The organism is Ruegeria sp. HKCCD6647-2, assembly GCF_057221075.1.
Genome location: NZ_JBWVBD010000003.1, coordinates 345,979 through 372,803, shown reverse-complemented (window position 1 = coordinate 372,803; position 26,825 = coordinate 345,979). Strand labels below are relative to the sequence as shown.

At 57.9% G+C, this 26,825-nt stretch carries 24 protein-coding genes; 10 read left to right on the top strand and 14 right to left on the bottom strand.

Features of this window, described 5'->3' with window-relative positions; all coding sequences use genetic code 11:
• Positions 1 to 6 precede the first annotated feature (6 nt).
• Positions 7 to 609, top strand: a complete 603-nt coding sequence (locus tag AC2TDJ_RS10775; protein ID WP_480842013.1) for an RNA polymerase sigma factor — start codon at positions 7 to 9, stop codon at positions 607 to 609.
• Positions 606 to 1,343 (top strand): hypothetical protein, encoded by a 738-nt coding sequence (locus tag AC2TDJ_RS10770; RefSeq protein ID WP_480842011.1) that lies wholly within the window; start codon positions 606 to 608, stop codon positions 1,341 to 1,343. Before AC2TDJ_RS10775 ends, AC2TDJ_RS10770 begins: the two co-directional genes overlap by 4 nt.
• A gap of 50 nt (positions 1,344 to 1,393) precedes the next feature.
• Here the strand turns inward: AC2TDJ_RS10770 and AC2TDJ_RS10765 are convergent, their stop codons facing one another.
• A complete protein-coding gene (locus AC2TDJ_RS10765; protein ID WP_480842009.1) occupies positions 1,394 to 2,284 on the bottom strand; it encodes a LysR family transcriptional regulator in 891 nt (296 codons plus the stop codon).
• A gap of 108 nt (positions 2,285 to 2,392) precedes the next feature.
• Here AC2TDJ_RS10765 and AC2TDJ_RS10760 point away from each other — a divergent pair, with 108 nt between their 5' ends.
• On the top strand, positions 2,393 to 3,394 hold the full coding sequence (locus AC2TDJ_RS10760) for a sterol desaturase family protein (protein ID WP_480842007.1): 1,002 nt from the start codon (positions 2,393 to 2,395) through the stop codon (positions 3,392 to 3,394).
• Positions 3,395 to 3,441: 47 nt separating this feature from the next.
• On the opposite strand, the gene AC2TDJ_RS10755 is transcribed toward AC2TDJ_RS10760, so the two are convergent.
• Positions 3,442 to 4,746: a UDP-glucose dehydrogenase family protein gene (locus AC2TDJ_RS10755; RefSeq protein ID WP_480842005.1), complete on the bottom strand. Its 1,305-nt coding sequence runs from the start codon at positions 4,744 to 4,746 to the stop codon at positions 3,442 to 3,444.
• 160 nt (positions 4,747 to 4,906) lie between these two features.
• On the opposite strand from AC2TDJ_RS10755, the gene gmd reads away from it, so the two are divergent.
• Positions 4,907 to 6,031 (top strand): GDP-mannose 4,6-dehydratase, encoded by a 1,125-nt coding sequence (gmd, locus tag AC2TDJ_RS10750; protein ID WP_480842003.1) that lies wholly within the window; start codon positions 4,907 to 4,909, stop codon positions 6,029 to 6,031.
• A gap of 9 nt (positions 6,032 to 6,040) precedes the next feature.
• Positions 6,041 to 7,018, top strand: coding sequence for a GDP-L-fucose synthase (gene fcl / locus AC2TDJ_RS10745; protein ID WP_480842001.1), 978 nt, complete (start codon positions 6,041 to 6,043; stop codon positions 7,016 to 7,018).
• A gap of 33 nt (positions 7,019 to 7,051) precedes the next feature.
• Here fcl and AC2TDJ_RS10740 read toward each other — a convergent pair whose 3' ends face one another.
• The 8 genes from AC2TDJ_RS10740 to AC2TDJ_RS10705 all read right to left on the bottom strand — a co-directional run bounded on the left by AC2TDJ_RS10740 (position 7,052) and on the right by AC2TDJ_RS10705 (position 18,069).
• Entirely contained in the window at positions 7,052 to 8,128 is a 1,077-nt protein-coding gene (locus AC2TDJ_RS10740; protein ID WP_480842000.1) for a DUF2793 domain-containing protein, read from the bottom strand.
• A 238-nt stretch (positions 8,129 to 8,366) separates the two neighbouring features.
• The gene (locus AC2TDJ_RS10735; protein ID WP_480841998.1) at positions 8,367 to 9,803 is read right to left on the bottom strand and encodes a mannose-1-phosphate guanylyltransferase/mannose-6-phosphate isomerase; all 1,437 of its coding nucleotides are present in this window, start codon (positions 9,801 to 9,803) and stop codon (positions 8,367 to 8,369) included.
• A 72-nt stretch (positions 9,804 to 9,875) separates the two neighbouring features.
• On the bottom strand, positions 9,876 to 10,769 hold the full coding sequence (gene galU / locus AC2TDJ_RS10730) for a UTP--glucose-1-phosphate uridylyltransferase GalU (protein WP_480841996.1): 894 nt from the start codon (positions 10,767 to 10,769) through the stop codon (positions 9,876 to 9,878).
• A 304-nt stretch (positions 10,770 to 11,073) separates the two neighbouring features.
• Positions 11,074 to 12,879 carry an ABC transporter ATP-binding protein gene (locus tag AC2TDJ_RS10725; protein WP_480841994.1) on the bottom strand — a complete coding sequence of 602 codons (1,806 nt, stop codon included), beginning with the start codon at positions 12,877 to 12,879 and terminating at the stop codon, positions 11,074 to 11,076.
• A gap of 1 nt (position 12,880) precedes the next feature.
• The gene (locus tag AC2TDJ_RS10720; RefSeq protein WP_480841992.1) at positions 12,881 to 13,810 is read right to left on the bottom strand and encodes an ABC transporter permease subunit; all 930 of its coding nucleotides are present in this window, start codon (positions 13,808 to 13,810) and stop codon (positions 12,881 to 12,883) included.
• Positions 13,811 to 13,820: 10 nt separating this feature from the next.
• Positions 13,821 to 14,744: an oligopeptide ABC transporter permease OppB gene (gene oppB, locus AC2TDJ_RS10715; RefSeq protein ID WP_480841990.1), complete on the bottom strand. Its 924-nt coding sequence runs from the start codon at positions 14,742 to 14,744 to the stop codon at positions 13,821 to 13,823.
• 66 nt (positions 14,745 to 14,810) lie between these two features.
• The gene (locus tag AC2TDJ_RS10710; protein ID WP_480841988.1) at positions 14,811 to 16,439 is read right to left on the bottom strand and encodes a peptide ABC transporter substrate-binding protein; all 1,629 of its coding nucleotides are present in this window, start codon (positions 16,437 to 16,439) and stop codon (positions 14,811 to 14,813) included.
• Positions 16,440 to 16,833: 394 nt separating this feature from the next.
• A complete protein-coding gene (locus AC2TDJ_RS10705) occupies positions 16,834 to 18,069 on the bottom strand; it encodes a lytic murein transglycosylase (protein WP_480841986.1) in 1,236 nt (411 codons plus the stop codon).
• A gap of 162 nt (positions 18,070 to 18,231) precedes the next feature.
• Here AC2TDJ_RS10705 and AC2TDJ_RS10700 point away from each other — a divergent pair, with 162 nt between their 5' ends.
• The 4 genes from AC2TDJ_RS10700 to AC2TDJ_RS10685 are packed head-to-tail and all read left to right on the top strand — an operon-like array spanning position 18,232 to position 22,229.
• Positions 18,232 to 19,194, top strand: coding sequence for a cytochrome ubiquinol oxidase subunit II (locus tag AC2TDJ_RS10700; protein WP_480841984.1), 963 nt, complete (start codon positions 18,232 to 18,234; stop codon positions 19,192 to 19,194).
• On the top strand, positions 19,191 to 21,281 hold the full coding sequence (locus AC2TDJ_RS10695; RefSeq protein ID WP_480841982.1) for a cbb3-type cytochrome c oxidase subunit I: 2,091 nt from the start codon (positions 19,191 to 19,193) through the stop codon (positions 21,279 to 21,281). The genes AC2TDJ_RS10700 and AC2TDJ_RS10695 overlap by 4 nt, the downstream gene beginning before the upstream one ends.
• Entirely contained in the window at positions 21,278 to 21,910 is a 633-nt protein-coding gene (locus AC2TDJ_RS10690; protein WP_480841980.1) for a cytochrome c oxidase subunit 3, read from the top strand. The genes AC2TDJ_RS10695 and AC2TDJ_RS10690 overlap by 4 nt, the downstream gene beginning before the upstream one ends.
• Positions 21,903 to 22,229 carry a cytochrome o ubiquinol oxidase subunit IV gene (locus tag AC2TDJ_RS10685; protein ID WP_480841979.1) on the top strand — a complete coding sequence of 109 codons (327 nt, stop codon included), beginning with the start codon at positions 21,903 to 21,905 and terminating at the stop codon, positions 22,227 to 22,229. The genes AC2TDJ_RS10690 and AC2TDJ_RS10685 overlap by 8 nt, the downstream gene beginning before the upstream one ends.
• On the opposite strand, the gene crcB is transcribed toward AC2TDJ_RS10685, so the two are convergent.
• Positions 22,222 to 22,593 carry a fluoride efflux transporter CrcB gene (gene crcB / locus AC2TDJ_RS10680; RefSeq protein WP_480841977.1) on the bottom strand — a complete coding sequence of 124 codons (372 nt, stop codon included), beginning with the start codon at positions 22,591 to 22,593 and terminating at the stop codon, positions 22,222 to 22,224. The genes AC2TDJ_RS10685 and crcB overlap by 8 nt on opposite strands.
• Positions 22,590 to 22,973: a fluoride efflux transporter FluC gene (locus tag AC2TDJ_RS10675; protein WP_480841976.1), complete on the bottom strand. Its 384-nt coding sequence runs from the start codon at positions 22,971 to 22,973 to the stop codon at positions 22,590 to 22,592. The genes crcB and AC2TDJ_RS10675 overlap by 4 nt, the downstream gene beginning before the upstream one ends.
• A gap of 246 nt (positions 22,974 to 23,219) precedes the next feature.
• Between AC2TDJ_RS10675 and AC2TDJ_RS10670 the strand changes: the two genes are divergently transcribed.
• Positions 23,220 to 24,800 carry an FMN-binding glutamate synthase family protein gene (locus tag AC2TDJ_RS10670; RefSeq protein WP_480841975.1) on the top strand — a complete coding sequence of 527 codons (1,581 nt, stop codon included), beginning with the start codon at positions 23,220 to 23,222 and terminating at the stop codon, positions 24,798 to 24,800.
• Positions 24,801 to 24,850: 50 nt separating this feature from the next.
• Here the strand turns inward: AC2TDJ_RS10670 and AC2TDJ_RS10665 are convergent, their stop codons facing one another.
• Positions 24,851 to 25,507 (bottom strand): ABC-type transport auxiliary lipoprotein family protein, encoded by a 657-nt coding sequence (locus tag AC2TDJ_RS10665; protein WP_480841974.1) that lies wholly within the window; start codon positions 25,505 to 25,507, stop codon positions 24,851 to 24,853.
• A complete protein-coding gene (locus tag AC2TDJ_RS10660; RefSeq protein WP_480841973.1) occupies positions 25,504 to 26,820 on the bottom strand; it encodes an MlaD family protein in 1,317 nt (438 codons plus the stop codon). Before AC2TDJ_RS10660 ends, AC2TDJ_RS10665 begins: the two co-directional genes overlap by 4 nt.
• Between the last annotated feature and the right edge of the window lie 5 nt (positions 26,821 to 26,825).

Sequence of the window (26,825 nt, the reverse complement as noted above, 5' to 3'; positions counted from 1 at the left end):
GAGTCTATGTCAGTCCTGAACCCACGGGCCCGGCTCGTGAAAGACAAACACACACAGGTCACGATTTATTCGATGAGCGGTGAGATGAGTTCCGAACAGGCCGTGCGCGGCGCGATCCAGACGCATTCGAAACGCGTCTGGCGGTTCGGGCTTGCGCTGTCCGGCGTCTCGGACATCGCCGACGATCTGTTGCAAGCCACGTGCCTGCGCGCGCTGGAGCGGCACCATCAGGTGACATCGCATGAGCGGCTGGACAGTTGGCTGATGACCATCTGTCGCTCGATTTGGCTGAACGAACTGCGCGCGCGATCCGTGCGCAAGGCACAGGCCCTGTCGGTGACACCCGAGGCCGAACTGGTCGCGACCGGCCCCGACGCAGAAACGAATATTTTCGCCGCTGAAGTGTTTACCCAAGTGATGCACCTGCCGGAAGCGCAGAGGGAAACGGTGATGCTTGTGTTTGTCGAAGGCTATAGTTACCGCGAAGCTGCCGCGCTGCTGGAGGTTCCCATCGGTACGATCATGAGCCGCCTGTCCAACGCGCGGCAGAAACTGAAATCCGCGATGCAGCACGACGCGACAGGCGCAATTCGGCGGAGTGGCAAATGACGTTTTCCGACGAGACTTTGCGGGCATATCTGGACGGCTCACTGGACGAAGGCCAGAGCCGTGTGATTGAAGCTGCCGTCGAAGGCGACCCCGAGCTTGAGGCGCGTCTGATGGCGCTTGATCCGATAGCAGGCGTTGTTCAGGACGTATTCCGGGACATCCCAGCAAAAACGCTCGCAATGGACATGCCCGCGCCGTCGCCTGTCTCATATTCCTCGGGCCCTCTTCGTCTTTTCGCGGTGGCGGCTTCGGTCGCTGTCATTGCCGTGTCCGCAACATTCTGGGCCACGCGCCCGCCCGAACTGGGCTGGGCTGCGCAGGCTGCAATTTATCAGTCGCTCTATGTTCCGGACACGATTGCCGAGCTGGACAATTCGCCCGCTGCACTCGATGCGCAAATTGCGCAGGCCGAAGCTCAGTTAGGCCGGTCCTTGAACCGTGAAGTGTTGGAAAACCTGCCGGGGCTGGATCTGAAGCGGGCGCAGGTTCTGTCGTTCAAGGGCAAACCTTTGATCCAGGTTGTCTATGCCGATGAACAGGGGCAGCCGTTTGCGTTCTGTGTCATCCGTCAGGGTCCCGCAGCCGAGAACAAACCGGTCAAACATGCGGTGCTCAGCGGTCTTGCTACGGCGACCTGGGCGCAAGATGGTTATGGGTACATGGTGCTGGGCCATGATGCGCAAACCGACCTGACAGGACAGCTGGATATTCTGACCACCAGCTTCGCCGGGTGATCGGAGCACGTTCATAAAGATTTCTGCGGACGGACCGAAGCGGTGAGCCTCTATCGCCTTTGGATTTCGGCGCTGTAATCCAGCAGCCAGTCGCGAAATATGCGGGCGACAGGACGCAACGCGGTTCGGGACGGATAGACCAGATGATAGGCCTCTTGTCCCGGGCAGGCGATGTCGGGAAGACAGGGGACAAGCCCGGACATGCGCATGATCCGATCCGACGCCGGTGCACGGGCCAGAGCGATGCCGCCGCCATTCGCTGACAGCTCGGCCGCCATCAGGGAATTGTCGGCAAAGAAATAGTGGGCCTGAGCGGTCGGCAACCGAAGCGTCTCGAACAGGTGCAGCCAACTTGCACGGTGGGTCGAAACCTCAATCAGAGTGAACCGCAGCAGGTCTTGCGGCCCGGTGATCTGAGCCGCGACGTCTGGTGGCGCGACAGGATACAAATGCTCGCGCAGTAACTCGTCGTGTTCTGTACCGAACAATGCCGGATTTCCAAAGACGATCTGCAAATCGGTGAATCGGTTGGCAAAATCCGAAATCAGATTGCCGGTCGATAACGACAGATTGATCTGAGGTTGGGCGGCCTGAAACTGGGGCAGCCCCCGCGCCAGAACGCCGTGCGCAAACAGCAGAACAGATTGCACAAACAACCGCTGTTCCCGCGTTTCCCCGAACAATCCGGTGGTGGCGGTTTCCAGCATCAGCAGCGATTGCTGCACGGATGGAAGATAGGCACGACCGGCTTCCGTCAGTGTCACCGCATGGGCATGTCGGTGAAACAGCGGCGTGCCCAGACGCGTTTCCAGCGCCTTGACCTGTTGGCTGACGGCTGCGGCGGACATGTTCAGCTGCACCGCTGCCCGTGCGAAACTTTCGGTGCGGGCCGCTGCCTCGAACACGCGCAACCAGTTGAGAGAGGGGATACGGGTTGTCATGAAGCGAGGCTAAGCAAAACTTGGCCTGACCTGCAAGACATAGCGTTCTGGGGTGTGCGCGAATGCAAGTACAGTTTCCGACAGCGAACAGAACTGATGAGTTAAGCCATGACTGAACCGGCCTTGCCCCCGCGCCCCAAACGTAAGGTTTGGAACTACACGCCACAGTTGCCGATCCAGACCTCTCCATACTGGGATTGGCCGATGAAGCCTCTGGCCGCGTTGAAATACCTGCTGCAAAGCTGGAACCCGCTGGCGCTGCGTGCGTTTCTTTTGGTGTTTGCCATCATTACATGGACTTACCTGACGCCATCTCTGGCGCGGATCGAGACGTTCAGCTGGGATTGGGTGGCCGAGATCTGGTTTCGCAATTTCTGCATTCTGATGGTCGTTGCAGGCGGTCTGCACCTGGCCTTGTGGAAGTTCCGCACACAGGCAGACGAATACCGGTACGATATGCGCCCGATGATGAAAGGCGCCAAGGTTTTCACCTTCAAGAACCAGGTCTGGGACAACATGTTGTGGACCCTCGGTCCGGCGCTGACCTTCTGGACGTTCTGGGAGTGTTTCATCCTGTATTCTTATGCCAATGGCTGGGTCACGATGATCACATTCGACAGCAACCCGGTCTGGTTTGTAACGATGGTAATTTTCATCCCGATCTGGGCGGGCTTCCATTTCTACTGGCTGCATCGGCTGCTGCATGTCGGGCCTTTTTACACCAGGGTTCACGCCTGGCATCACCGCAACATCAACACCGGCCCGTGGTCCGGGCTGGCGATGCATCCGGTCGAGAGCTTCTTTCTGATGTTCGACACGATGATTTTCTTCCTGCTGCCATCGCATCCGGTCCACGCCATCTTCCTGCTGTTCCACCACGGGATCGGCGCTCCGACCTCGCATGCCGGGTTCGAGCATGTGAAGTTCGGGAACAAGGCCAAGTTCCAGGTCGGAGACTTCTTTCACCAGCTGCATCACAAATTCTTCGATTGCAATTATGGCACCTGGGAAACGCCCTGGGATGAGTGGTTCAACACGTTCCACGACGGGACTGACGAAGGGAATGAAATGGTCAAGGAACGTCGGCGCAAGATCTGGACAGCCGAGTAATCCAACAAAAAAGCCTCAGGCGCCGTGCCTTGCGTGGTCCGGCGTGGTCAGCGCCCGACAGCGACATAGGCGGCAAAGCCGGATTTCAACACCTGGGTTTCAGAATAGATGTTGCGCAGATCGACCATGCGGGCGGTTTGCATAGTTTCGGCCAGTTCGGTCAGGTTCAGCGCTCGGAATTCGTTCCACTCGGTCAGCAGTACGACGGCATCTGCATCCCTTGCTGCCGCATAAGGATCTTCGACCCAGTCCACACCGGGCAGCAGCGCCTCGCCTTCGGCCCGGCCCTGCGGGTCGACGACCCGAACCTTGGCGCCACCGCCGATCAGGGCGGGAACGATGGTCAGTGACGGTGCATCGCGCATATCGTCGGTATTGGGTTTGAACGTGACCCCCAGAACCGCGATGGTCTTGCCATTGAAACTGTCGTCGCAAGCTTCGCGGATTTTCTCGATCATCCGCTTTTTAACCTCGTCATTCACCCGAATGACTGTCTCGGTGATCTGCATCGGATAGGCGTGCTCCTGCCCGATCCGGGCCAACGCGGCGGTATCCTTGGGAAAGCACGACCCGCCATATCCGGGGCCTGCATGCAGGAACTTGTTGCCGATGCGGCCGTCCAGACCGATGCCACGCGACACTTCCTTGACATCCGCGCCGACCCGTTCGCACAGGCCGGCAATTTCGTTGATGAAGGTGATCTTGGTCGCCAAAAAGGCATTGGCGGCGTATTTGATCATCTCGGCGCTTTCCAGGTCCGTGGTCAGGATCGGAAAGTCGCGCAGATAGAGGGGCCGATAAATTTCGTTCATAACTTCGGCGGCATGATCGGATTCAACGCCCACGACCACCCGGTCGGGACGCATGAAATCGTCGATGGCTGCGCCTTCACGCAGGAATTCGGGGTTCGAAGCAACGTCAAACTCGGCCTGCGGGTTTGTTTGCGAGACCACCTGATGGACCATGCGATTTGTCCCGACCGGTACGGTCGATTTGGTGACAATCACTGTATAGCCCTTGATGGCCTGCGCGATTTCCTTGGCCGCGGCGGTGACATAGGTCAGATCCGCATGGCCGTCACCGCGGCGGGTCGGTGTACCGACGGCGATGAATACGGCATCAGCGCTGCCCACAGCGGCGGCCAGATCGGTCGTGAAACTCAGCCGGCCAGCGGTCACGTTTTTGGCCATCAGGACATCCAGACCGGGTTCGTAAATCGGAACCTTGCCGGCCTGTAGCATCTCGATCTTGTTGGCGGCCTTGTCGACGCAGACCACATCATGGCCGAAATCCGAAAAACACACACCCGACACGAGCCCCACATACCCGGTGCCAATCATCGCAATGCGCATCACTCAAATTCCCTTTTCGTCGAAACCGCCTTTAAGCACTGCACAGTCCAAGAAACCGTGAACGGATTCAATCCCTGATCTGGCCTTGGGTTGCTTTCCTCGGCTTCTTACTGTCTTTGGAACAGAAGAAAAGCGTTATGGAACAGGGCGGGGCGTACTCATGGCCAAGACTGCGTTGATTACAGGCATTACAGGTCAGGACGGGTCATACCTGGCCGAGCTGCTGCTGAGCAAAGGCTACGATGTCCATGGTATCAAGCGACGCGCGTCTTCGTTCAACACGCAGCGGATAGACCATATCTATCAGGACCCGCACGAACCCGATCCCAAACTGCGTCTGCACTACGGCGATCTGAGCGACACGTCGAACCTGACCCGCATCATTCAGCAGGTTCAACCGGACGAAGTATATAATCTGGGCGCCCAGTCTCATGTCGCAGTCAGTTTCGAAGCGCCGGAATATACGGCAGACGTCGATGCGTTGGGCACGCTTCGCTTGCTTGAAGCGATCCGGTTTCTTGGGCTGGAGGAGAAGACGCGGTTCTATCAGGCTTCGACGTCTGAATTGTACGGTCTTGTGCAGGAGAAACCGCAGCGCGAGACGACGCCGTTTCACCCGCGTTCACCTTATGCCGTGGCCAAGCTTTATTCTTATTGGATAACCGTGAACTACCGAGAGGCATATGGGATGTATGCCTGCAACGGCATTCTGTTCAATCACGAAAGCCCGCGCCGTGGCGAGACCTTTGTGACCCGAAAGATCACCCGGGGTTTGGCCAATATCGCGCAAGGCCTCGAAGATTGCCTTTACATGGGCAATATCGACAGCCTGCGTGATTGGGGCCATGCCAGGGACTATGTGCAGATGCAGTGGCTGATGCTGCAGCAGGACACGCCCGAAGACTTTGTGATCGCAACCGGCAAGCAGTATTCGGTACGTCAGTTTATCGAGTGGTCTGCCACCGAGCTGGGTATTGTTTTGCAGTTTTCCGGCGAAGGGGTGGACGAGATCGCGACCGTTTCAGCGATTGAGGGCGAAAACGCGCCCGCCCTGAAACCGGGCGATGTGATCATGCGCATCGATCCCCAATACTTCCGCCCGGCCGAAGTCGACAGCTTGCAGGGCGATGCCTCCAAGGCGAATCAAAAACTCGGCTGGGAGCCCGAGCTTTCCGTTCAGGAGATGTGCGCCGAGATGGTTGCCGAAGATCTGACCACCGCCAAGAGGCACGCATTGTTGAAACGGCATGGCTACGAATTGCCCGTCACTTTGGAAAACGGCTGAGGGGGCGTGATGCGCAGGATCTACGTCGCAGGACATCGGGGAATGGTGGGCAGCGCCATTCTGCGCCTGCTTCGGGACCGGCAGGCCGGGGGTGAGGCCATTGACCTGATCACGCGCACTCACGACGAGCTGGATCTGACCGATCAATCCGCTGTGCGTGCCTTCATGCAGGCCGAACGCCCCGATGTCGTGATCCTGGCAGCGGCCAAGGTCGGAGGCATTCATGCCAACAACAGTTATCCGGCGGCCTTCATCTATGAAAACCTGATGATGGAATGCAACGTGATCCATCAGGCTTTTGAAACTGGGGTTCAGTCTTTGTTGCAACTGGGAAGCTCGTGTATCTATCCGCGCGATGCGGCCCAACCCATGCGTGAAGATGCGCTGCTGACCGGAGCGCTGGAACCCACGAATGAACCCTACGCGGTGGCCAAGATCGCAGGGATCAAACTTTGCGAAAGCTACAACCGGCAATACGGGGTAGATTATCGCTCGGTCATGCCGACCAATCTGTACGGTCCCGGAGATAATTTTCACCCGGAAAACAGCCATGTCCTGCCCGCCCTGATCCGCCGCTTTCACGAGGCGCGGCGCGACGGGCTGGACGAGGTGGTGATCTGGGGCTCCGGCACGCCGCGCCGCGAGTTTCTGCATGTGAACGACATGGCCGACGCAGCGCTGTTTGTTCTGGATCTGCCAAGGGATGTTTACGAGGCCAATACCGAACCGATGCTGAGCCACATCAATATCGGATGTGGTGAGGATATCTCGATCGCTGAACTGGCTGCCTTGATTGCCAGGATAACCGGTTTCAAGGGGCGTATTACGCAGGATGCCAGCAGGCCAGATGGAACACCACGAAAGCTCATGGACGTTTCGCGGCTGCGCGATATGGGCTGGCAGGCCCGTATCCGGCTTGAGGATGGGCTACGTGAAACCTATGGCTGGTTCTTGAAACAGGCTGAGGCGGATCTGCGCAGCAAATAGCCGCCCGAACACTTGCCCAGGCGGCGCATGACGTCAGAACCAGCGACCAATTGCAACAACCGTCGGGGCCACAGTCGTGGTATCCGAGGTTGCCGACAGAACCTGACAGGTCACGTCCGTGGTTGATGGGGTTTCAAAGCTTAGGAAACGTGCGATTTTTCCGCCACTGCCGCACAGGACAGGCGTGCTGCCTGCAGCGAAGTTGGCCGGGAAGTTCCACACCACCGAGCTGCTCGCAAACAGAGCGCCCGTGACAGAAGTGCATCCGACCGCGTTCAGCGAGGCCGAACAAATCTGCGTGCCATCGGCAAATCGAACATAATCTCCGTCAGCAGTGCTGCCCCGTTCGATCACTGCGCCAGTGGGTGTTCCGCTGCTTTCCGAGACCGCTCCCAACAGGTTGCCCGGCCCATACCCGTAATCTGCACGCATGAGGCGGCCTGCTGTGGTGTCATCCGCGCTGGCCTGAACGGCCGCTCCGCCGGCAGCGCCAGTTGTGGGATCAAAGCTCAACGCTTCGGTCCAGGTGCCTCCGTCCGCCGAGACCTTGATGGAAAAACCGGTGTTCCCGGCCAGACCCATTTCCGCGTGGCCGGTCCAGTTCGATTGAAACAGAAGTGAGGCTGTATCGCTGTCGCCAGCCTTATTGATCTTCAGTTGATGACCGGCGCCGTCATGACTCAGTAACGTAGCCGGTGACCGCACGGACAGGCGATTGGTGCCGTCGGAACCGGTAGCGATGCCCAGACCGTCCAGATTCTGGGTTGCCATCGGTGGGTCGATCCAGCCTGTGCCATCCCAGACTTTGAGTTGACCGTTCGCCTGATCCCACGCACGCCAGCCGGGTTCGGGCGAAACGAAATGCCATGCGTTGTCCAGCCATGCGGCCAGTTTTCCCGGTTGCCCGCTCCAGTCACCCGCTGGATTGGACCCCAGCGCATGTACCTCTCCCTGAGCGGGGACAGCGGGCGGGGTTGTTGCGTTCGTCGTTGCAACAGTCAGTTGCACCACCAAATCCAGGTGGCGCAGCGCTTCGTTATGGGTGACGTGTTTCTGAGCCTGCGCCGGTTGCAGATAGGGCAGGTTCAATCGGGGTGAGCTTTGCGACATGGGCGTCCTCCTGAGACCGTCGGTCCGACAATGATTGCGCGCCAAACTGCCGTGGCAGGACTGAATCTCCTGTGACCAGGACGAACGCCCCGGAAAGGTATTGTTAATCGATAGGTGCAAAAACGGAAACAATGCCAGCGAAGGCACCAAAATTGTTTCCTTGTTTGCCGCAAGAAGGATGGCTGAACCGTCAATCACTCGACGGTGCAGGTGTCACCAGTGGCCCGTACCGCGCGCCCTAATCCCGGGCGTAGATGTCTTCGTATCGGACGATGTCATCCTCACCCAGATAGGTTCCGGTCTGCACTTCGATCAGCACCATCGGAACTTTGCCGGGATTCTCCATCCGGTGAACTTCGCCCAAGGGAATATAAACCGACTCATTTTCCGAAACGAGGCGCTCATCTTCGCCGATCGTGACCTTCGCTGTGCCCTCGACCACAATCCAATGCTCGGACCGGTGATGATGCGATTGCAGGCTCAGCGCCGCGCCCGGATGGACGTGAATGCGTTTGACCTGAAACCGCTCTCCGACCACAAGGCTTTCGAACCAGCCCCACGGGCGGTGATCGACGGGCAATTCTTCGGCCTGTTTCGCGCCTTTCGCCTTGAGCGCCGCAACCGCCTGTTTGACGTCCTGCGCTTTGTCCATGCTGGCAACCAGAACAGCGTCAGGCATGGCCACGGTGATCACGTTCTCCAGCCCCATCGCAACTACCTCTTGCGATGACGCTTCTGAACGCACCAGCACATTGCGGCAATCAATTGCCGTGACTTCGCCAGTGGTGGCAACCCCGTTAGCGTCAGGGTTACTCAGCTCCTGTACAGCGGACCAGCTGCCGACATCCGACCAACCCGCGGCATAAGGCACCACGCTGAGATTGCTGGACTTTTCCATTACAGCATAGTCGATCGAGATATCCTGAACTTCAGCCCATGCTTCGGCATCAAGTCGCAGGAATCCAAGGTCCACCTTGGCTTTTTGAACAGCCGACTGAACCGGTTCCATCAGGTCCGGTGCGTGCTGTTGATAGGCAGCAATGATGTCTTTGACGCCAAACAGGAATATGCCTGAGTTCCACAAATATGTGCCTTCGTCCACCATGGCCTGGGCGCAATTCAGATCCGGCTTCTCAACAAACCGGTCCAGAGGCACCGTGCCATTGGTCGCATCCGGCGCGTGGCGGAGCTTCAGGTAGCCATATCCCGTTTCCGGTCGGTCAGGCGTGATGCCGAAAGTCACCAGATCGCCGCGTTCTTCGATGGCCTTGGTGCCTTGAACGACGGCCGCGTGAAATGCGGCCTTGTCCGGAACGACATGATCGGACGGGGCCACCAGCATTACCGCGTCAGGATCAGACTTTGCCAAATATAGAGCGGCCGCAAGCACTGCAGGAGCCGTGTTGCGTCCCTCGGGTTCGATGAGCACCGGGCCGGGATCGATTCCAACGGCTGCCAATTGTTCCGGCACCACAAAACGAAAGGCTTCATTTGTGAGGATCAGCGGCTTTGCATATCGTGCCTCTGCCGGTCCGCGCAGCCTTTCAGCGCAATCCTGAAGCAGACTGGTGTCGCCGATCAGCGGAACGAATTGTTTGGGATAGCTTTTGCGCGAAAGCGGCCAGAGACGCGTGCCGGAGCCACCGCACAAAATGACGGGATGGATATTTTTCATGGTGTGCCCGCCTTCCGACAGCATTGACACTCAGGCTTCGCAAGCGTTTCCGGTTCCGTGCACGGCATTTCGTTACTGTGCAGCCCGGTTCGCAACAATGAGGTCGTGCAGGTATCGGTTCAGATCATCGCGCAGATCATCTCGGGCCAGTGCGAAGGCAACCGTGGCCTGCAGGAACCCTGACTTTGATCCACAGTCAAATCGCTGACCGTCAAACTTATAGCCGAATACCGGGACACCGTTCCCGATGTCTTCGGCAATTGCGTCTGTCAGTTGGATTTCGCCGCCGCTGCCTTTCTTTTTCTGGTTCAGATTGTACAGAACCGACGGGCCAAGAATGTAGCGGCCAATCACCGCAAGATTGGACGGGGCCTCTTCGGGATTCGGTTTTTCCACCATGCCCTTTGCGCGGGTCACGGTGCCAACCCCGCCATTCACGTCCAGAATACCATATGAGCTTGTCTTCTCGTTCGGAACTTCCATGGCGGCGACCATATTGCCGCCGGTTTCCTCATAGGCTTCGATCATTTGCTGAAGGCAGGGCTTGTCACCTGCGATTACGTCATCGGGCAGCATCACGGCAAAGGGTTCGTCACCGATCAATCTGCGCGCGCACCAGACGGCGTGTCCCAGACCCAGGGCTTTGTGCTGACGAATGTAAGCGATGGCGCCACTTTCCATGTTGGTGGCACTCAGCGTCTCCAGCAGCTTGTCCTTGCCCTTGGCTTTCAGTTCCTGTTCCAACACCAGATTGTGGTCGAAGTAATCCTCGAGCGCGGACTTGCCGCGGGACGTGACAAAGATGAACTCCTTGATGCCGGCGGCACGTGCCTCGTCAATGGCGTATTGAACCAGCGGGCGGTCAACCAACGTCATTATTTCCTTGGGAACAGACTTCGTTGCCGGCAAGAAACGCGTACCCAGCCCCGCTACGGGGAAAATCGCCTTGGTAACCTTGCGTGTCATGTGACCTCTCAAACTCAATCTACTGTTTTCAATCCGTAGCGCATTCAGAAATGCTCTTAGGCTGCGAAGCCGGGATTATCAATGTGGTGCGGCATGACCGACGCTCGCAAGTTAAAATGTGCCATTGAGGACTGGGTAGAGTCAAAACTTTGCGGGCGGGATATCGCCGGTCGGGCACCGTACCAGCCGCATATTGGCGAGGTCACGCGGCCTAGGTAAGACATAAACCTGCTGTTCACGAAAATGTTGGACACTTGGATTGGGCAAGCCCCCAAAGCCGTTTGGCCGGCTTTGGGGGACACGGTCAGGCGGTGCCCATGATGGCTTCAAGCGGATCGTGTTCGGCTACGAAATGGTCCGGAGCAACCTCGCTCAACTTCGGAACGTAACTCGTCTGACCAGCCGCTAAACGACTGGGCAAAAACCGAAGTGCCGCCTTGGGATCCATCGGAGAGGGCAATTCACCAGGCAGTTTCAGGCGGGTGCGGCTGCGCTCTACGTCCGGGTCCGGAATCGGCACGGCCGAGATCAGCGATTTGGTGTAGGGATGAATGGGTTCGGAACAGATCACCTCACCATCTCCCAGCTCGACAATGCGGCCCAGATACAGAACCATGATCCGGTTCGACACTGCCCGTACGACCGACAGGTCGTGGCTGATGAAGATCATCGACAAGCCGAATTCTTGTTGCAATTCTCGCAACAATTCCACGATCTGAGCCTGAATGGACACGTCCAGAGCGGAAACCGCTTCGTCACAAATGATCAGTTTGGGCTTGTTGATCATTGCGCGCGCGATTCCCACTCGCTGGTTTTGCCCGCCCGACAGCTCGTGCGGGTAGCGGTTGATCATGTTGGCCTTGAGCCCGACCCTCTCCATCATTTCCGCGACCATGTCCTTGCGTTCGCGTTCGGTCAGGTCGGGGCGGTATGTTTTCAACGGTTCCGCAATCGAGGCCGAGATCGTCATGCGCGGATCGAGACTGGCCAGCGGGTCCTGGAACACGATCTGCAGGTCCTTGCGGTACTTGTTCAATTCCGCTCGCCTGAGACCGACAATCGGATGGCCCAGCCAGCTGACATTGCCCGCGCTGGGTTCGATCAATTGCAGAACGGCCCGCGCCAGCGTGGACTTGCCACAGCCGGATTCACCGACCACACCCAGCGTCTCGCCCTTGCGGATGTCGAAGCTGACACCGTCCACGGCCTTCAGTGGCACCTTGTGACCGAACAGGCCGCCCGGAACGTGGATCGGAAAATGAACCTTGACGTCATCGACGGTCAGCAGCGGTTCATCCACCTTACCCAGTGCCTTGGGTGCGTCGCCGGCATCGATACGTGGCATCGCTTCCAGCAAGGTGCGGGTGTATTCGTGCTGCGGTGCACGGAAGATTTCGCGGGTATCCCCCGCCTCCACGAACTGCCCAAGGCGCATGACCTGAATGCGGTCGCACATCCGCGCGACAACACCCATGTCGTGCGTGATCAGGGCAATCGCCGTACCTTCGTCCTTTTGCAGACGCACCATCAGGTCCAGAATGTCGGCCTGTACGGTCACATCCAACGCCGTTGTCGGTTCGTCCGCGATCAGCAGCTTGGGGTTGCACAGCATCGACATGGCAATCATGACCCGTTGGCGCATACCGCCGGACAGCTCATGCGGGTACTGATCCAGACGGCGTTTGGCCTCGGGGATGCGCACCCGGTCCAGCCATTCCAGACAGCGTGCGCGGGCGGCAGAGCCCGTCAGACCCTCATGCACCTGCAACACTTCACGCATCTGCTGACCGATCCGCAGATGCGGTGTCAGGGCGGTCAGCGGATCCTGAAAGATCATGCCCACGTCATCGCCGCGGATCTGGTTCAACTTGTTCACGGGCAGGTTCAGGATTTCCTGTCCGTTCAACATGGCCGATCCGGTGGCGCGCCCGGCCGGTGGCAACAGCCCCATCGCCGCCATGAAGGTCTGGCTTTTGCCCGAACCGCTTTCACCGACAATGCCCAGACATTCGCCCGGATTGATGTCGAAACTGATGCCTTTGACGGCCTCGACCACGCCATCGGGAGTATCGAACCGGACGCTCAGGTCCTTTACGGAAAACAGACTCATATCAGCGATCCTTCGGGTCCAGAGCGTCGCGCAACCCATCGCCGATGAAGAACATGGTGATGATGATGGCGACGTAGAATGTCAGGGGATACATAAGCTGCCACAGGGTGCCATAGCTCATGGTCCCAGCCCCTTCGGCAATCAGACGGCCCAGCGAGGTGTAGGGTTCCGAAATACCCAGGCCCAGGAATGAGATGAAGCTTTCGGTCAGGATCATTTCGGGCACCAGCAGAGATGCGTAGACAATCACCACGCCCAGAAGGTTGGGCAGGATGTGGCGATACATGATGGTGAACTCGCTGACACCCGCAGCGCGCGCGGCCTCGATGAACTCGCGGTTCTTCAGGGTCAGGGTTTGCCCCCTCACGATCCGCGCCATGGTCAGCCAGCCAACTGCGCCGAGGGCGATGAACAGCATGAAGAAGGACCGACCCGCCACGACCAGCAACAGGATGATGACCAATGTTGCCGGGATCGCCAGAAGGATGTCGACAAAGCGCATCATGACGCTGTCGGTGCGACCACCGATATAACCCGCTGCGATGCCATAGCAGGTGCCGACAATCAGCGCCGTCGCGGCACCGATCAGACCAACCAGCAGTGACGTGGTCGTGGCCTGAATGACACGGCTGTAGAGGTCGCGACCCAGATCGTCGACACCGAAGTAGTGGCCGGTCTCGACCGATGGCATGCCCATGCCGCGCACGTCACCCATGACGTTCCAGTCGATCTCTTCGTTGTTCCAGACAGCGAAATAAGGTCCGATGATCGTGAACAGCACGATGAGACCCAGAATGAAGACGCTGGCCATTGCGGCCTTGTTGCGGACAAAACGCATCCGTGCGTCCTGCCACAGCGATCGCCCCTGAATGACCGTGTAATCAGTGATCTCTTCGGCCAGATGGGCGGCTTTTTGTGATTTTCCTAGCATTGCCTGCCCCTCAGTAGCGGATTTTCGGATCGAACCAGGCATAGGCCAGGTCGGTCAGCAGGTTCACGATGACGGTCAGCGCGCCATAAAGGATCGTGACCCCCAGCAGCACGGCATAGTCGCGCGACAGGGCAGATCCCACATAGGCCTGTCCCAGACCGCCGGTCGAAAAGTAGATGTCGACAAAGACCGAACCGGTCAGAACGTAGACAAAGACCGGTCCCAGATAGGATACGACCGGCAGCAGCGTGGGCTTCAGTGCGTGACGCCAGATCACGGTTCTGGTCGGCAGTCCCTTGGCGCGTGCGGTGCGGATGAAGTTCGAGTTCAGAACTTCCAGCATAGACGACCGGGTGATCCGTGCGATCGACCCCATGTAGGAAGTTGCAAGCGCGATGACCGGCATGATCAGGTATTGCCACTGACCGCCGTTCCAGCCGCCGCCCGGCAGCCATCCCAGCCACAGGGTGAATGTCAGGATCAGGATCGGGCCCATGATGAAGTTCGGCAGCGCCTGCGCCGCAATGCCCAAACCAACAGCGAAATAGTCGATCCAGCTGTTGTGCTTGATTGCCGCAGCGATGCCGAGGCTGACGCCAACCGCCGTCGCCACCAGAAACGACAACGAGCCGTAGGTCAGCGAGATCGGAAAGCCCTGCGCGATGATGTCGTTCACGTCCCGGTCCTTGAACTTGAAGGATGGGCCGAAATCGAAATGCACGACGATGTTGTACAGGTAATCCCAAAGCTGCTTCCACAACGGCTGGTCCAGCCCGTACCGCGCCTCGATATTGGCCAGAACCTGCGGTGGCAAAGGCCGTTCCGAGGTGAAGGGCCCACCGGGCGCAAAGTGCATCAGAAAGAAACAGGCGACGATCAGCAACAGGATCGTCGGAATGGCAACCAGCAGTCGCCGCAAACTATAGGCAAGCATTCCATGCCCCCATGTTTTTTGGCCCTGCCCCGAACTGTTTCGGGACAGGGCGCGGTCCAAAGACGATTACTCGGCGATCTTGTAGAGGTTCTTCGAGTACCAGTTCTGCTCGACGTTGTTCACCGGCCAGTTCCCGACGTCGCTGTCCATCATGTAGACACCGGCATAGTGATAGATCGGGATCACTGGGGTTTCCTGCGCAATGATACGCTCAACCTCAGTGTAAAGGGGTGCCGGATCGTCCGAGGTTTTGGCCTCGGCCAGCAGCTCGTCTACGCGCGCGTTGTTGTACTTGCCGTCGTTATAGCCGGAATCCGACTGCAACAGGTCCAGGAAGGTGGATGCTTCGTTGTAGTCTCCACACCACGCACCGCGGGCCAGATCGAAGTTCTGGTTGCCGCGCTCTTCCAGGAACACCTTCCATTCCATGTTGGCCAGCTCGGCCTGAACACCCAGTTTCTGTTTCCACATCTGGCTCAGCGCCACGGCCACCTTCTTGTGGTTTTCCGAGGTGTTGTAGACCATTTCGAAGCTCAGCGGATTGTCAGGACCATAGCCTGCCTCGGCCAGCAGCTCCTTGGCCAGCTCATCGCGCTCGGCCTGAGTCATCGACGCCATTTCAACTGCCGGCACGGTGAAGCCCGCGGTTGCTTCGGGTGCAAATGTATAGGCTTGGGGTTCACCGCCGGCCATTACTTTTTCAGTGATGATTTCGCGGTCGACGGCAAGCGACAGGGCCTGACGGACATTGGGGTCCTTGAAGGCTTCGGGGCCACCTTCCGAAAGGTTGAACGTGTAATAATAGTTACACAGGCGCGGGAAGCTGATGGCCTCTTCCGGGTGCTCTTCCTTCAGGCGCGGGTATTGACCGGCAGGGATTTCGGTGCGGTCCAGTTCACCGGCCAGGTAGCGTGTCAGGGCAACGTTTTCGTCGTTGATCACCAGTGCCACGACCTTGTCGATGATGGTGTTGTCGTTGTCCCAGTACATCTCGTTACGCTCACGCACGGAACGTTCCTGCGGCAGGTGTTCGGTCAGGACATAGGCGCCATTCGAGACGATGTTTTCAGGCTTGGTCCAGGTATCGCCAAACTCTTCGACCACTTTCTGCGGGGCAGGGAAGGTGGTCGAATGCGTGGTCATCTGCGGGAAATACGGCAACGGCGCGCTCAGGCGAACTTCGAGAGTCTTGTCGTCGATGGCTTTGACGCCCAATTCGTCAACCGGCTTTTCGCCCGCGATGATGTCGGCGGCGTTTTCGATCGACATCAGCTCCATGTACCACGCGTAAGGCGAGGACAGTTCGGGATCGACAGCGCGTTTCCAGGCGTAAACGAAATCACCTGCGGTTACCGGATCGCCATTCGACCACTTCGCATTGTCGCGCAGGGTAAAGGTGTAGACGTCCTTGGTGTCGTTGACGGAAAACTCGGTGGCCACACCCGGCACCAGATTGCCGTCTTCGTCCTGGTTCATCAGGCCTTCAAACAGGTCGCGGACGATTTCCGCACCCGAAACATCCTCGACCACCTGCGGGTCGACCGAGCTGTGCTCGTCCAGAATGCGATAGGTAAAGGTCTGGTCATCCGCCAGCGGCTCGCCGGTTTCGGGATGGGTGCCGGCCGCCAGCGCAGCACCGGTGATCATGGTCGTGGACAATAGCCCCGCCAGTGAGGTTCGGATAATTCTGTTCATTCGTGTTACTCCCATTTTTTGGCGTCGGGTGCTCGCATCTTCGGGATGCGGGGCGGCCCTGATCCGTTGTATTTCCGGTATCCAATAGGGTTTTGCTTTGATCCAGATCGTGCAGGAACGCGAGAGTCCGGTCGTGTCGGCTCCAGTTGAAATGTCGGAAATCCAGTTGCGAAAGCCATCTTTCACTGCCGCAGAACGTGGCACCTTTTTAACAAAGGTGAAAGGTTATGTGAGGAAATGAGCGGGGGAAGGCCGAATGAAACCGTAACAGGGTAGGCTGATGAAATAATATTCTGAAACACCTCGCAGCCATGACATTTTTGTGAAGGTCAAATATTCAGCTGTCGAGATGGGTGTGCGCGGTAGGGCAATCCGTCGCGAATCACCTGGGTGTTCAGGGCACCAGATGGGCTTTCATTCGGGCCTCGGGAAAGCAGGTTGGCGCGCGACCGGTTGATTGCTGCCAGCGCCCGATGGACCTTCGGGTCTTGTAGCCCGGCAACCCGTCGGCGCCTCCGACGTCATGCCCCTGTTGTTCCAGAGCCTGCTGCATCCGGGTGATGTCCGAACGGTAAAGGCCACCAACCTTGCCCCAACCGCCGCTGAAATCCCCGACACCGTACTGAATTCGATCCCCAACATGACCCACGAACAACGCATACAGGTCGCTGGTGTTGAATTCCTTGAGGACATAGAAATTCGGCGTGACGATAAAGGCCGGGCCGTGGCGACCGGCTGGCAACATCAGAAACCCCTCGGCCGGTAGTTCATGCGCCGGGAACGGCCGTCCGGAAACTCTTTCAATTCCCATAGCCACCCAGTCTTGAATGGGTCGACCCTGATCCGGGCCTTCCAACGCGCAGGACACCGTGTCCGGTACGACCACCTCAAATCCCCAGTCGCGACCTTCGACCCATCCGTGCCGGTCAAGGTAGTTTCCGATCGATGCAAGCGTGTCCTCTGGCGACCCCCAGATATCGGCGCGCCCATCACCATCACCATCGGCGGCATAGTTCAGAAAACTGGAGGGCATAAACTGCGGCTGCCCCAGAGCTCCAGCCCAACTGCTTTTCATCCCCCGCCCCGACACATGGCCCGCTTCGGCAATCTGTAGGGCGGCTATGAGCTCATCAGTGAAGAAGTCGGCCCGTGTGCTCATGAACCCTTTTGTGCCGAGAACCTGAATTGCATCGTGGCGGATCGGCACCTGGCCATACCCGCTTTCGCGGCCCCAGACCGCCAGCAGAATGCGTGGCGGGACACCGGTCTCCGCCTCGACACGCGCAAGTACCTGCGCATGCCGCCTTGCCATCTTTCGGCCTGCGGACGTGGCACCTTGCACCGCGTTTGCGTTGAAATACCGGGCAGGGGAACCAAATTCGGCCTGCCGTTGTTTTTTCCGCTCCGAAGGCTTGTAACCGGGTGGCACCAGATCCGGCAAATCCCAGTTCAATGTCACCCCGGAAAAGGCCTGTTCGACAGTTTGGCGTGAAACGCCCTTGGCCCGCGCCTGCGGCCAGACAGTTTTCCAGATCCAGCTCTGAAACTGTCGCTCGATTGCCGCGCGATCCTGCGCCGGCGAAGCCGATGCGCACAGGCAAAGCATTAAAGTGATTGCGATCCGAAACATCACCTTCAGGTCTCGCCCGCGGATCGCAGCAAGTCAATAATCTACCGTTTCAGGACGCGCCTGCCTGTCCCGCATCGGCACCATCTGGAAAATACCTTGAGAAATTGTCTGACTCTGCCGATAGTTGACCGTATTGGACTTATTCTTTGAGGGCGAGCAGGCGTGACCATTTTCAGGATGTTCGGTGTGGCCATTCCAGCACTTTTGGGTGCTGCGTTGGTGCTTGCATCCGCACAGGTCGCCTTGGCCAGCGATAGCTTCATGGATCCTCAGGGCCCGATTGCGGCCGTGCAAAGGACTCATCTCTTGCGTGCAACGGCGTTGATCCTGATTGCCGTGGTTCCTGTGCTCGTTTTGGTCCCGCTGATTGCCTTGCGCTACCGCCGTCGCAAGAACAGTGCCGCCGCCTACACGCCCAATTGGGATTTCTCGCCCGGGCTGGAATTTCTGATGTGGGGTGTTCCGGTGGTGATCGTGGCCCTTTTGTCATTCTATCTCTGGAAGGCCACGCACCGATTGGATCCCTATTCCGCCCCCTTCGGCGAAGAACCAGCGCTGCGGGTGCAGGTCGTCGGCTTGGACTGGAAATGGCTTTTCATCTACCCAGACCTTGGCATTGCCAGTGTCGGAGAGCTGGGTATCCCTGTGAAACAGCAGATTGCGATGACGCTGACGACCGACACGGTCATGCAATCTTTCATGATCCCGGCGCTGGCGGGGCAGATCTACGCCATGCCGGGGATGACGACACAGCTACATTTGGTGGCAGACGCGCCCGAGACAATGCAAGGAGAAAACACGCAGTATAACGGGCGCGGTTTCACCAAGCAGAAGTTCAACACACTTGCGATGCAGGCGGACGATTTCAATGCGTGGGTCGAAACCGTACGTCAGAACGGCATTCCACTTGATCCGCCGACCTACAAGACGCTCGCCATGCGCACGGATCGGGAGGAGGTACAGGCCGCTCTTGGAACCGAAAACATGCCCAAGACCGCGTTGTACTTTACGGTGGAGGGTGGCGATCTGTTCCACAGTATTCTGCAACGTTACCACAGCGGCAAATCCTTGCCGCTTGACCAACAACCGGGAACCGCAGTCTTCGGGCAGGAGGCAAGTCAATGACAACCACCGATACCGGGTTCTTTGGCCGCCTCACCTGGGACGCGTTTCCTGTCGCCGGGTTGATTCAGAACCCCACGACCAATGAGATCATCGCCAACGCAGCTGCGGCTATTGTCGTTATCGGTGTCGTGGCGGTGCTCGGGCTGCTGACATATTTCCGGCTTTGGGGGTCCTTGTGGCGGGACTGGCTGACCAGTGCGGACCACAAGAAGATCGGCATAATGTATATCGTCTTTGCCATCGTGATGCTAGCGCGCGGTGTTCTGGAAGGCGTCGTGATGCGCGCGCAGCAGGCAGCGGGACCAGGGGACGGGTTTCTGGAACCGGAACACTTTGCCGAGCTCTTCAGCACGCATGGCACGATCATGGTCTTCTTCGTAGCCGTTCCCTTTGTTTTCGGCGTTGCGAACTATGTGATCCCGCTGATGATCGGAGCACGGGACGTCGCGTTTCCGAGGCTGAACCAGATCGGGCTTGGGGTCACGGTCTCGGCCGGGATGATGCTGATGGTTTCTCTGGTTGTCGGAGAGTTTTCGACCGGCGGCTGGACAGCCTATCCACCCTATACAGGGGCTGCGTTTAATCCGGGCGTTGGCCCGGACTACTGGATCTGGGCCATTGTCGTATCGGGCGTTGGTACAACGCTGACGGGTATCAACTTCGCTGTCACGATCTACAAATTGCGCGCGCCGGGGATGAAGTTCATGCGGCTGCCGATGTATTGCTGGACGATCATCTGCAGCTCGATCCTGATCATCTTCGCTATGCCACCGCTGGGCGTTGCCGCGCTGTTGCTGGCGGCCGATCGCTATCTGGACTTCCATTTCTTCACCAACGACCTCGGCGGCAACATGATGAACTATGCCAACCTGTTCTGGCTGTTTGGCCATCCCGAGGTCTACCTGCTGGTCCTGCCGGCTTACGGAATCTATTCCGAAGTTTTCGCCACATTCTCGGCCAAGCGCCTTTACGGCTACAACTCGCTGGTCATCGCCACCATGTCGATTGCAGTGCTGTCCTTCACCGTCTGGCTGCACCACTTTTTCACCATGGGTCAAAGCGCGCTGATAAACGCGGTGTTCGGCATCGCTACTATGCTGATCGCCATCCCGACCGGTGTAAAGGTCTATGACTGGATGGCGACGCTTTGGAGAGGGCGAATACGGTTTTCGGTGCCAATGCTATACGGGCTGGCGTTTCTCATGCTGTTCGTGATCGGTGGTCTCAGCGGCGTCGTTCTGGCCAACCCGACGGTGGATTATCAGGTTCACAACACACTGTTCCTGGTGGCGCATTTCCACAACGCGCTGCTGCCCGGTGTGCTTTTCGGTCTTTTGGCGGCCTATAACTACTGGTTCCCCAAAGCCTTCGGGTTTCGCCTGAACGAGTTCTGGGGGCGGGTGTCGGTGTTCTGCTGGACTGTTGGGTTCCTTCTGACGTTCATGCCTCTCTACTTTGTCGGGCTCATGGGCATGCCCCGGCGGTCATTCAGCTACGCCGACCCGTCGTTCCAGCCCTTCATGATCGTTGCCATCATCGGTGCGCTGATCATCACCTGCGGGCTGTTCTCGGTGTTGATCCAACTGTGGGTCAGCATACGTGATCGGGACAAGACCCGTGTGCCGGTGGGCGACCCGTGGGATGGGCGCACGCTGGAGTGGTCGATCCCGTCGCCGCCGCCGCCCTACAATTTTGCAATCATCCCGCATGTTACCGATCGGGACGATTTTGCAGCCGCCAAAGAGCGGGGCGAGGCCTATCCTTCGCCGGACGCCTATGAAGATATCGAGATGCCGCGCAACACCGGAATCGGATTCATCCTATGCGTTCTAAGTGGCATATGGATGTTTGCATTGGTGTGGTGGATCTGGTGGCTGGCGGCGCTGATGACCGTTCTGATCATCCTGTCCATCATTGTCTGGACCTTTGATACCAGCACAGAACTGGTCATCCCGGCAGAAGAAGTCCGAAAGGACCACGAGGCCTGGCTGGATCTGGTGCACAGCTCGACAGCTGTCGACCGCGACCACGAAACAGCCCCGGAAAACCGTGGCCTTGCCCGCCCCGACATGGAGGCCGTGACATGAGACGTGCACCATCGCACAGCTATCCTGGCCTGAACCTTGGCGAAGACCACGCCAGCGCCGACAAGTTCTCGGAGGTTGTCACCTTTGGCTTCTGGGTCTTTCTGATGAGCGATCTGGTCTACTTCGGACTGATGTTCGCCATCTACATCACGATGATCGATGCGCAGGCCGGTGGGCCCGGGCCGCATGAGCTGTTTGATCTCAACAGCATCTTTGCCCAAACCATGATCCTGCTGACCAGCAGTCTCACGGTAGGGCTGGCCATGTTGGCACTGAAATACAATCTGCCACGAGCGCGCATCGTTCTTTGGTTCGCAGTGACACTAGTTCTGGGCCTCAGCTTTCTGGTTCTGGAAATCCGTGATTTCATCGCCATGGCGGAAAAGGGAGGTGTTCCTCAACGCAGCGGCTTCTTGTCGGCATTCTACGGGTTGGTCCCGCTGCATGGTTTGCACGTCGCGGCAGGTTGTCTCTGGTTGATTGTGCTCGGGATCCAGTTGCGGGTGATGGGCCTGACCGACTTGCTGATGTCACGGGTCGTGCGGCTGGCGCTTTTTTGGCATTTTCTGGACCTGATCTGGATCGGCATCATTACAATCGTGTACTTCGGAGGGCTGGCTTATGGATAGACGGACCGAAATGCACCACCGCGAGCGCCGGCGCTATGTGATAGGCTATGGCGGGTCCCTGCTGCTGACACTGGCGGTATTCCTGATCGCCTACTGGTTCGGTATCGAAACAAAGGGCGTCTACCTGACCATCGGTTTGCTGGGGTTGGCTCAGCTGGTCGTGCAGCTGGTTTATTTCCTGCATATCGATCGACGCCGCAGCAGCCGGGAGGATCTGGACCTGATCCTTTTCTCAACGCTGGTCCTGCTGATCATAATCGGTGGAACAGTCTGGATTTTGGGGAATCTTGCCGTCCGCATGCATATGCACGCTATGTGAAATCACCTGTCAGAACCAATCCAACCCACAAGGCCAGCCAGCACAGGACGAGGCTGAGCAGGATATTCCCTGCGGCAAATACAACTGTGCGATTGCGGTGCAGTTCCAGCGATTGGTACGCAAAACTGGAAAACGTCGTGAAGCCGCCGCAGAAGCCAAAAACCAGCCGTTTTTCTTCTTCTCCCATCTCGACAGGACCGCCGAGATACCCGATCCAGAGACCCAACAACAGGCTGCCGACGACATTCACGATCAGTGTCGAGAAGGGCAGATCATGGGTCACACGCTGCGCAAGCCAGTGACGCAGCACGGCGCCCGAACCTCCGCCCAACGCGAACATGGCGTGCAGATAGAGGTCGGTCATTCCCGGGCTCTCCCCATCCGGGACCTGCGGCCCAGCGTTTCACCCAGCATGGCTGCCCCAAGGCCAAACACAATCTCGGCCATGATCGCAACGATAACGGACCATCCACTGGTTTCTGCAATCCGCTCCAACTCGGCCACGAATGAGGAAAAGGTAGATAGCCCGCCGCAGAAGCCGACGGCGCCCAGATGCAGCACATGGGCATGGACACGGTGACGCAAGGCATATAGCCAGCCCAGAACGAAACAGGCTACAACGTTGATCCCGAAAGTCGCCGTCAGCAGAGGCGCGCCGGGGATTTCCAGCGCAAACACCTCGCGCAGCAGCGACCCCGCTGCCCCGCCGATGAAGACGGCACAATACATCAGCGTGCGATCCATGACATTGGATGCTGGCTTTGCCACAACGATAGACCCTGCCCCGGTACGTGTTCTTTTCGGCATACAGATTGCGCATCTCCGGATCAATGTCCGGCGTTGGGGCGAAGCATTCGAGGGTTGAATAGCAGATGCACGTCAGAGCAAGGCCTTCAATTACTTGCAATCTATGACCTATCTGTTTCACGATTGAACATGGAACCGGCCGGGGCCTGCAATTTCGCACATCGCGCCCAGAGGAGATCGTTCATGATTGTTCGCAGAATTTATTTCGCGGTGACTTTTTTCATTCTACCCCTGACGGTTCTATTCGGGGTGTTCTGGAGCCCTGCCTTCTGGCTGCTGGTCCTCGTCGTTCCGTATGTGCTGATCGGTTATTTTGACCTGAATACAAACAAGCACAATGTGCTGAACAACTATCCGGTTCTGGGCCATTTCCGGTACATGCTGGAATTCGTCAGCCCGGAAATCCGTCAGTATTTCGTGGAAACCAATGAAAGCGGGCGACCCTTCAATCGGATCACCCGCGCACTTGTCTATTCGCGTGCCAAAGGCCAGGTCGATACGCAACCATTTGGAACCCAATATGACATCATGACCGTTGGTTATCACCGCGCCAACCACTCGCTGGCACCCAAGAATGTAGATGTCAGCGAAGAACGCATAATGCTGGGCGGCCCGCAATGCGAAAAACCATACAGCGCGTCGCGTCTGAATGTATCCGCAATGAGCTTCGGCGCCCTCAGCGCCAATGCCATCCGCGCGTTGAACGGGGGCGCAAAAGATGGTGGATTTGCCCACAACACCGGCGAGGGCGGTCTGTCACCGTATCATCTGGCCGAAGGCGGAGACATCATCTGGCAAATCGGAACCGGATATTTTGGCTGTCGCACGTCTGACGGCGGTTTCGACAAGGACAAGTTTGCCGAAAACGCACAGAAGGATGTTGTGAAGGCAATCGAAATCAAGCTGTCTCAGGGTGCCAAGCCCTCTCATGGCGGAGTGCTGCCAGCCGCAAAGGTAGATGAAGAAATTGCCGAGATCCGAGGTGTGCCAGAGCATCAGGACGTGATCTCGCCGCCGATCCATTCGGCCTTTGACGGCCCGACGGGGCTGATGGAATTTGTGCAGCACCTGCGCGAGATGTCGGGCGGCAAGCCCGTCGGGTTCAAGCTGTGCATCGGCAATCCCTCCGAGTTCATGGCGATATGCAAGGCGATGCTGGAAACGGGAATCCTGCCCGATTTCATCACTGTGGACGGCGCCGAAGGGGGAACAGGTGCGGCGCCGGTCGAGTTTACCAACCGACTAGGGATGCCGTTGAACGAAGCCCTGATTTTCGTGAGCAACTGCCTGCGCGGTATTGGTGTGCGGGACAAGGTTCGGGTCATCTGCTCGGGCAAAGTTGCCACCGGCTTTGACATGGTAGAGAAATTCGCCTTGGGCGCGGATATGTGCAACGCCGCCCGCGCGATGATGTTTGCGGTCGGATGTATCCAGGCTCTGCAGTGCAACACCAATCGCTGCCCCTCCGGGGTGGCGACGCAGGACCCGATCCGAGGACGCGCGATCAATGTTCCGCAAAAACGAAAAAGAGTGCATCGCTTCCATGACAGTACACTGGAGAGTTTCCGGGATATTCTGGGCGCGATGGGCAAAGAAAAGGTTTCGGAGTTGCGCCCATCGGATATACGGCGGCGCACAGCGGATGAGCACGAACGATCCTATGCCGAACTCTATGAGTTTCTCGATGATGGCGTTTTGCTTTCGGATCAGGTTCCGCAAACCTATGCCGCTGATTGGAACCGAGCTTCGTCAGACCATTTCTGACTGATTTCGCCGCTGTGATGGCAGCCGACAACTGACCGCGATGTTCGCGTTCAAAACCGCGAGTCGCGCGGATTATTGGTCGAATGTGTATGGATTCTGCGCACGCTCCATTCGACGGCGTCCCGCATGGTTTTGCCAAGTGCGACATCGAAGGCTTCGACCAGATCGGGTGTTTGGTCGCTTGCGGCCACCACGTTTTCCCGGAATGAGCTTGAGGCGATAATCTTGTCTTCGTACTCGTCGATGATCTTGATGTTGATGCGCACTTCCACACGAACAGTTTTCGTGTCTTCTGTTTCGCTGACCACCATTCCCTGAAACTCGCGCAAGTCCGGTGCGATGACATAGTCAGCCCGCAGCCCAACGGTCGACCGGCCAACCGCCGCGACCTTGCCCGAGTTCTCGTAGCTTTCGACCATCAATGCCTGCACAATCAAAGGCGCGCGATCCACCCATCGGGCACGCGGCAGATATTGCACCTGCAACGCCATAGGCTGAACCGCGATCTGGTCCGTGTTGACCGCCGCTGTCGCAGTGGGTTCTTCGACGACGATCTGTTTCTGAATTCGTGGCAACGACGAGGAAAACGTGCTTTTGGGTGTCAGCAGATACAGATCGTTGGGCTTGGATGCCTGTCGCAACGTGCCAAGACCAGCGCATCCGGCGAGCGAAGCAAGAACCAGAGTCAGAATAATGGGCCGGATCATTGACGAAACTCCGATGCTTGGGTGCCGAGTAGGAAGCGGGCCGGATCGCGTTCCACCTTGTCGACCAGCCGGTCGAGGCTGATGACCAGACGCTGGGATTCTTCGACAAACCGGACAAATTGCGGAAGGCCGACGCGCAGGAAGTCCGAAACCTGCCGGCGGTTGTCCTGAACAATACCGTCGATCGTTCCCAGCAATTCTGATGCGGATTGCGAGGCGCTGAGAATGTCATCGGAAATCGAGTCGATTTTCCCCGTGATGTTCGACACGGTCTCGGCCACCTGGTTCGCAGCGTTACGAACATCTGCCGCGACGGACGCAATATCTTCGTCCATCACGCGATTGGCCGAGTCAAAAGCGCGTTCGGCAGACGCCAGAGCTGCCTTGGCAGTGTCCATTGCCGAGTTGATCGCCCCGAGCGTTGTGTTTGCGTTTGCAAAGGTCTCGGTAATGACTCCAAGGGAAATGCTGCCTTCTTCAGACAGAACAATCAGATGGTCCGCCAGCTTTGAGCCGCGCTCGATAAAGGGGCGGATGTCCTGCGTGATGACCCGTTCGGCGGTTTGCAATGTCCCGTTTGCGGTGTCCAATGCGGTTTTGGCGGATTCCGAGGCCTCCTTGAGGCTGTTCAGTGTATCGGTTCCAGTCTTCAGAGTTGTCTCGGCCGTGTCCGCCAGAGTGTCCAAACGTTTGGTGAAGGCCCCGATTTCCTTTGCGGCGCTGCCCAGATCACCGGACAGAGACTCAAAGTCTGACAAGGTTTTGTCCAGCCTGCCGGAAGCCGACGCCAGATTTTCGAGGATATCGGACACCGATTTGCGGTTTTTCTCGTCGACGACTGCGTTCAGGTCCTCCAGCAGGGTTAAGGCCTTTTCCAACACCTGCGGGGCGCCTTCCAGCAGAGATTGTATCGGGCTGCGCTTGCTTTGGATAACGCTGTTTTGCGGCAGGCGTTCGGCATTGGCTGAACCGCCCGATAATTCGATATAGGCAACGCCAGTTACGCCCAACGATTGCAGTTGGGCGATGGTTTCTTTGGTCACGGGAATGTCGGCGTCCACTTCGATGCGGACACGGACTTTGGAAGGGTCGTCTTCATCCAGGTTCAGCGAAATGACCTGACCGACGGGCAAGCCGTTGTAATTCACGCCACCTGCTGCAGAAAGGCCCGAGACATTGTCGAACAGAATCTCGTAATAGGCGTATTGCCGGGTCACCTCGAATTTAGCCAGCCACAGGAAAAAGCCAAAGACCCCCAGGATACCTGCAAGGGTGAACGCGCCAATCAGGATGTAGTTCGCTCGGGTCTCCATCGCCT